Source organism: Streptomyces sp. McG3, assembly GCF_018619185.1.
In the GTDB taxonomy this organism is placed as follows: domain Bacteria; phylum Actinomycetota; class Actinomycetes; order Streptomycetales; family Streptomycetaceae; genus Streptomyces.
The window spans coordinates 1-6310 of sequence record NZ_JAAXYC010000387.1 but is presented as its reverse complement, the minus strand read 5'-3'; the positions used below and the strand labels follow the sequence as shown (position 1 = coordinate 6310).

Below are 6310 nucleotides of genomic sequence, written 5' to 3'. Positions count from 1 at the left end.
CCCCCGGAGCTCACCCCGCCGGTGACCGCAGCGCCCGCACTGCCGCCGGCGGCCATGCCACCCGCGCCGCCGATCGTGGTGACGCCCCCGCTCGTGCCGCCGCTCGTGCCGTTGGAGGTGCAGTGCTCACCCGTCCGGCGGTCGAGCACCGTGCCCGTCTCGCGCCGCACGCACGCCTTGCCGGCGTCCCCGCCGCCCCTCCGGCTCCCGGGCTCGCAGACCGGCGCGTCGCGGTACGTCCTGGTCGCCCCGTACCCGTCGGCGACCTGCTGACCGCAGAGAAGGACTCCCCATCCGGCCGCGAGGACGACCAGTCCCCGCAACCAGCAGGGCAGTCGCCCGCCGCGTCGCCCCCGCCCGTGCCCCGTCCGTCTCACTCCGCTGTCATTCCCCTCGCACAAGGCCCTCACGCGCCGCCCCCGCCGACGGGCGACCGCGAAGGTCGGATTACGCGCGCGGCGACGTCCCTGACACCTCGTAGGGCGAAATCGGCTCCTGGCTGGTGTGGCGAGCGGCTGGAGAGGAAGGCGGAGGCAGACTGCTACGGGACAGCGATGCCGACCTGGAGGGCCATGAGCGCGGCTGTCCCGATTCCCCGCCCGTGGCGACAGCGCCCCGACAGGGCGCCGGCCCTCCTGCCGCGGCGAGGGTCCCCGCTCTTCCGACCGAGAGGAATCCGTGTCCACTAATCCCGATGTGGTCATCGTGGGGGCCGGAGCGGCCGGGCTGAGCCTGGCGTATCACCTGTGCGAGCCGGGGAGCGACGTTCCGTTGTCGGTCGTCCTCGTCGACGCCCCGCCCGGGCCGCTCCGGCCCCCGCCGCGGACCTGGTGCTTCTGGGAGCCTCCGGGCGGCGCCTACGACGGAGCCCTGGCCTCCTCCTGGCCGCAGCTCCGGGTGCGGGGAGCCGACGGGACGCCCACGGTGTCCCGTCCCTCGCCGTACCGCTACAAAATGCTCCGCTCGGACGCCTTCGAGGCGCTGGCCGACAGCCGGCTGTCCGCCGCGCCCGGCTTCCGCCGGATCGAGGCCACGGTGACCGCCGTGGGCGACGCCCCGGACGGCCGCGGAGAAGTCCACGCCCGGGACGCGCGGGGCGAGCCCCTCAGCGTCCGGGGCCGCCTGGTCTTCGACTCCCGTCCGCCGCACCGGCTGCCGCCCGCCCGCACCACGCTGCTCCAGCACTTCACCGGCTGGTTCGTCCGGACCGGGCGTCCCGCCTTCGACCCGGCGACCGCGGACCTGATGGACTTCCGCACACCGCAGCCCTCACACGGGCTCTCCTTCGGCTACGTCCTGCCCCTCGACCCGCACACCGCACTGGTCGAGTACACCGAGTTCTCGCCCGCCCCGCTGGACGCCGAGGGCTACCGCCGTGCCCTGGACCGCTACACCCACGAGACCCTGGGGCTCGGCACCTTCGAGGTGACGGCGCGGGAGCACGGGGTCATCCCCATGACGGACGGCCACTTCCCGCGCCGGACAGGGCGTTCGGTGTACCGCATCGGCACCGCGGGAGGAGCGACCCGTCCCTCCACCGGCTACACCTTCGCCGCCGTCCAGCGGCAGAGCCGGGCCGTCGCTGCCCGGCTGCGGGCCGGGCGGCCCCCGCGCCTGCCTCCCCACTACGGGATGCGGTCGCGTGCGATGGACGCGGTCATGCTGCGGGCGCTGGACAGTGGCCGGGTGGACGGCGCCGACTTCTTCACCCGCCTTTTCCGCGGGGTGCCGGGCGACCGGCTGCTGCGCTTCCTGGACGGCGGTTCGCGGATTCACGAGGATCTGCTGATCGGTCTGCGGACCCCGGTCGCCCCCATGCTCCGCACCGTCCTCGAACTGCCCTTCAGGGCACGACGCGAACCGTCCCCGCCATCGTCCACCTCCCCACCGACCGGCCACGAAGAGAGCACCTCATGACCCTGTTGCGCGGCGATGCCCTGTCCGCGGCCTTCGACCACGGTTCCGCGGCCTACGACCGTCTCGTCGCGGCGAGCCCCGGCTACCACGCCCATCTGCGCCGCTCCGCCCGCCGGCTGGGGCTGCCCGAGGACGGACGCGGGCTCCGCGTCCTCGACCTGGGCTGCGGTACGGGCGCCTCCACGGCCGCACTCCTCGCCGTCGCTCCGAACGCCCGGATCACCGGCGTCGACGCCTCGGCCGGCATGCTCGACCGGGCGGCCGCCAAGAGCTGGCCGGCGGACGTCGACTTCGTGCACGCCCCGGTCGAGGCGCTGGCCGGCCTGCTGCGGGCCGGTACTTTCGACGCGGTGTTCGCCGGATACCTCTTCCGCAACCTCGCCGACCCGGACAGGATCCTCGGCCTGGTGCGCGGCCTGCTCCGGCCGCATGGCCGCCTCGCCGTGCACGAGTACACGCTCGGCGGTTCCCCCGTCCACCGTGCCGTGTGGAACGCGGTCTGCTCGACGATCATCCAGCCTGCCGGGCGGCTCTCCGGGGACGCGCGGCTGTACCGCCACCTCCGGCGGAGCGTCATCGAGTTCGACACGGTCCCCGCCTTCGCGGAGCGCCTGCGCCGCAACGGGTTCGCCGACGTGCGCGCGCTGCCGCTGCCCGGCTGGCAGACCGGGATCACCCACACCTTCGTCGGCCGCGCCACGCCGGGCGAGGGGGAGCGGTCATGATGCTTCCCCGGGCCGGTGGTACGGAGCGCGGGCCGGGCCGGGACCGCCGGGCGGCCGTGATTCCGGCCCACGGCGGCCGCGCCCGGTTCACGGGTCAGGCGCCCACGGCGGCGGTGGCCGGCGGTGGCATCGCCGGGATCGCGGCGGCCACCCTGCTGGCCGAGCGCGGCGTGCGCGTCACCCTGTACGAGCGGGAACCGAGCCTGGGGGGCCGACTGTCGGGGTGGCCCACCGAACTCTCCGACGGAACGACCGTGACGATGAGCCGCGGGTTCCATGCCTTCTTCCGGCAGTACTACAACCTGCGCGGCCTGTTGCGCCGGGTCGATCCGGGCCTCGACGCGCTGACCCGGCTGCCCGACTATCCGCTGTGGCACAGCTCCGGTCTCCAGGACAGCTTCGCCCGGGTCCCGCGGACCCCGCCGCTCAGCGCCATGGGATTCGTGGCCCTGAGCCCCACGTTCGGTCTGCGGGATCTGGTCCGCATGAATCCGCGCGCCGCCCTGCCGCTGCTGGACGTGCGGGTGCCCGAGGTCCACGACCGGCTCGACGGTGTCAGCGCCACCGACTTCCTCAACCGGATCCGCTTCCCCGAGGCCGCCCACCACCTGGCGTTCGAGGTGTTCTCGCGCAGCTTCTTCGCCGATCCACGCGAACTGTCGGCCGCGGAACTGGTGCTGATGTTCCACATCTACTTCCTCGGCTCCAGCGAGGGCCTGCTCTTCGACGTCCCCGACGAGCCGTTCCCCGCCGCCCTGTGGGACCCACTGCACCACTACCTCCAAGGGCACGGCGTCCGCGTACGGACCGGGACACCCGTCCGGGAGGTGCGGCCCCGGCCGGACGGCGGACTCGACATCACCGCCGACGACCGCACCGATCGTTACGACGCCCTCGTCCTCGCCCTGGACAGCGGCGGCCTGAGCCGGGTCGTCGCCGCCTCACCGGAGCTCGGTGACGCCGACTGGCGCGCGCGGATCGCGCGGCTGCGCACCGCACCGGCGTTCCTGGTCTCCCGGCTCTGGCTCGACCGGCCCGTGGCCCGGGACCGGCCGGGGTTCCTGGGCACCAGCGGCTACGGTCCACTGGACAACGTGAGCGTCCTCGACCGATGGGAGGGAGAAGCGGCCCGCTGGGCCCGGCGCACCCGAGGCTCGGTCGTCGAACTGCACGCGTACGCGGTCGCATCCGACGCCGACCGGACCACCGTCCAGGCCGAGGCACTGCGGCAACTGCACCGGATCTACCCGGAGACGCGGAGCGCCCGCGTCGTCGACGAGCGTCACGCATGGCGGGCGGACTGCCCGATGTTCCCCGTCGGCGGCTACCGGGACCGCCCCGCGGTGCGCAGCCCCGACCCCGCCGTCACCGTCGCCGGGGACATGGTCCGGACCGGGCTGCCGGTGGCGCTGATGGAACGCGCGGCCACCAGCGGATTCCTCGCCGCGAACGCCCTGCTGGAGCGGTGGGGCGTGCGGGGCCAGACACTGTGGACCGTCCCGCGCACCGGACGGTCGGCGGTGCTGCGCCGGCTCGCCGCGCTGGGGGCCGATTGAGGCCGTCCACGGCGCGCCGGCGCACGGGCGCCGCCCTCAGCCCGGAAACCGCCCGCTGTCGCGCAGCTCCCAGCGCCTCTCCGCGTACGCCAGGTCGTCGCGCCACAACCGCCCGGCCGAGGCACGCATCACAGGGCGCAGCAGCGGTGCGACGGCCCGGGCCACCGCGAAACCCCGACGGTCCGATGCCGCGACGACCGCCTCCGTCACAGCGGTGCGCGGCCTGCCCCGCTCGTCCGGGGCCAGGGGAGTGGCGTGCGTCTCCACCACGGACCCCGCGCCCTCGCCCCGGACGATGTGCATGACGACGGTACGGGGCTCCGGTGCCGTGAACCGAGCCCGGACCGGCACCACCAGCCGCCCGGCCACCTTGAAGGACACATCGACGGTGAACGCGTCGTCATCGGCCGGACCGTCCGCCGCGCCGTCGGCGGGGGTCGCGGTCACGGTCAGGTCCACGAAGGAGTACGGGTGGAACCACGCCCCGTGCCACGGATCGAGCCGGTTGGCCACCACGTCCTCCGGCTCGCAGCGGCCGACGCCCGCGTACACCGTTTCCACCGCGTCCCGCAGCCGCGGACGCACGGGGACGTACGGCCGCTGCGAGGGCGTCCCGCCGCCCTCCCGGTCGAGCCGGACCCAGAGCAGTATCCCGTCGTCGAAGGCCGGACAGGGCTCCCAGCCGGCGAACGGCCCGCCGTCGAGAGCCAGTCCGTGCCAGTGACACACCAGCGTGCCGCAGCGCACGGGGCTGTCGCGCAACGGCGCCCCGAGGTGCGGGCAGACTCCCGGACCGGCGCGGAGCCTGCCCGCGCCGTCCCGCCAGGCGACCACCTCGGTGGAACCGACCGTGATCCCGAGAGTCCGGCCCGGGGGGAGGTCGCGCGAGGCTCCGATGACGTACCAGTTGCCGGACGGCCGGCTCTGCGCACGCTTCAGGGCCTCGGCGATCAGCGCCGGTTTCGCTTCCCGCCACGTGGGAGCCTGTCGCTCCCACGGGACGGGGGAGCGCCGCAGCCGCACCAGGACACGGCCCGGCCGGGAACGTCCCCCCGCCGGGCTCATACGGCGCCCTCCCGCACGGCGGCGGTGCCGGAGACCCGAGGACGGTGTCGCCCGAAGCCGAGGTCCTCCGTTCCGTCGGTCTTCCGCCGCCGGCCGACGGTGCGTGCGGCGACCGCCCGTACCAGTCCGTCGAGCGCCACGGCCGCCCGCCGTCTGCGGGGGACGACGGCCCGGCGGTGGACCGCCGCGTAGCCGTCCGACTCGATCGCGTCGAGGATGCCGCTGTACAGCACGAACGCCGTACGGATACAGGGCCGCGACGCCGGGACGAGCATCGCGATCCCGGGCAGGGCGCTCCGGTAGACGGCCCGGTTGTGGGCGGCGGCGGCCCGCAGGACGTCGGTGATCCGCGCGTCCCGCGCCCCCGTCCTGCGGCTCCACTCGAACCGTTCCCGGTCCGTCCCGTACGCGGCGAGCAGGTCGGCCGGCAGGTAGAGCCGGCCCCGGTCCAGGTCCTCGCCCACGTCCCGCAGGAAGTTGGTCAGCTGGAAGGCGACTCCCAGCGCGGCGGCGTGCACGGCTGCCTCCCCGCCCGGTGCCACGGTGCCGAGCACCGGCAGCATCTGCAGACCGATCACCGCGGCCGATCCGTGCATGTACCGCCCGAGGTCCTCGTAGGAGGCGTACCCCTCGACGGTCAGGTCGCTGCGCATCGAGGTCAGGAAGTCGGCGAAGTGCCGGTGGTCGATGCCGTACCGCCGCGCGGTGTCCGCGAGAGCGCGGATCACCGGCTCGGTCGCCGTGTTCTCCCGCAGGCCCGCCTTCAACTGGGCCTCCAGAGCGAGCAGGGCGCGGGCGCGCTCCCCGGGGGTGGCGCCGCTGTCCAGCTCGTCCACGATGTCGTCGGCCAGGCGGGCGAAGCCGTACAGGGCGTGAACGGCCGCGCGCCGGTCGACGGGGAGCAGCCGCGTGGCGAGGAAGTAGGTCTTGCCGTGGTGGGCGTTGAGTCCGCGGCAGCGGGCGTACGCGGCTCGGAGGGCGGGGTCGTGGATGCCTGCTGCGTCGAGTTCGCGGACGGTCATGCGCGGGAACCTCTCGGGGCGGGGG

General features: G+C 74.7%; 5 protein-coding genes and 1 pseudogene. 3 read left to right on the top strand and 3 right to left on the bottom strand.

Going from position 1 to position 6310, the window contains the following annotated elements; genetic code table 11:
- Positions 1–377, bottom strand: a pseudogene (locus HET64_RS34975) (hypothetical protein); the annotation flags it as partial.
- Positions 378–678: 301 nt separating this feature from the next.
- Between HET64_RS34975 and HET64_RS34970 the strand changes: the two are divergent.
- Genes HET64_RS34970 through HET64_RS34960 form a run of 3 tightly spaced genes read left to right on the top strand, consistent with a single transcriptional unit; the run spans position 679 to position 4198 of the window.
- The gene (locus HET64_RS34970; RefSeq protein WP_215111270.1) at positions 679–1917 is read left to right on the top strand and encodes a lycopene cyclase family protein; all 1239 of its coding nucleotides are present in this window, start codon (positions 679–681) and stop codon (positions 1915–1917) included.
- Positions 1914–2642: a methyltransferase domain-containing protein gene (locus HET64_RS34965; protein ID WP_215111269.1), complete on the top strand. Its 729-nt coding sequence runs from the start codon at positions 1914–1916 to the stop codon at positions 2640–2642. The genes HET64_RS34970 and HET64_RS34965 overlap by 4 nt, the downstream gene beginning before the upstream one ends.
- Positions 2639–4198 carry an NAD(P)/FAD-dependent oxidoreductase gene (locus HET64_RS34960; RefSeq protein ID WP_215111268.1) on the top strand — a complete coding sequence of 520 codons (1560 nt, stop codon included), beginning with the start codon at positions 2639–2641 and terminating at the stop codon, positions 4196–4198. The genes HET64_RS34965 and HET64_RS34960 overlap by 4 nt, the downstream gene beginning before the upstream one ends.
- Before the next feature lie 36 nt (positions 4199–4234).
- Here HET64_RS34960 and HET64_RS34955 read toward each other — a convergent pair whose 3' ends face one another.
- Both HET64_RS34955 and HET64_RS34950 read right to left on the bottom strand, forming a co-directional pair.
- Complete coding sequence (locus HET64_RS34955) at positions 4235–5263, bottom strand: DUF5914 domain-containing protein (RefSeq protein WP_215111267.1); 1029 nt, start codon at positions 5261–5263, stop codon at positions 4235–4237.
- Positions 5260–6285 carry a phytoene/squalene synthase family protein gene (locus tag HET64_RS34950; protein ID WP_215111271.1) on the bottom strand — a complete coding sequence of 342 codons (1026 nt, stop codon included), beginning with the start codon at positions 6283–6285 and terminating at the stop codon, positions 5260–5262. Before HET64_RS34950 ends, HET64_RS34955 begins: the two co-directional genes overlap by 4 nt.
- Between the last annotated feature and the right edge of the window lie 25 nt (positions 6286–6310).

Bases quoted from the DNA above. Each gene is read 5' to 3' on its own strand.
- HET64_RS34965 (WP_215111269.1), top strand. From the start codon at position 1,914: ATGACCCTGTTGCGCGGCGATGCCCTGTCCGCGGCCTTCGACCACGGT.
- HET64_RS34960 (WP_215111268.1), top strand. From the start codon at position 2,639: ATGATGCTTCCCCGGGCCGGTGGTACGGAGCGCGGGCCGGGCCGGGAC.
- HET64_RS34955 (WP_215111267.1), bottom strand. From the start codon at position 5,263: ATGAGCCCGGCGGGGGGACGTTCCCGGCCGGGCCGTGTCCTGGTGCGG.
- HET64_RS34950 (WP_215111271.1), bottom strand. From the start codon at position 6,285: ATGACCGTCCGCGAACTCGACGCAGCAGGCATCCACGACCCCGCCCTC.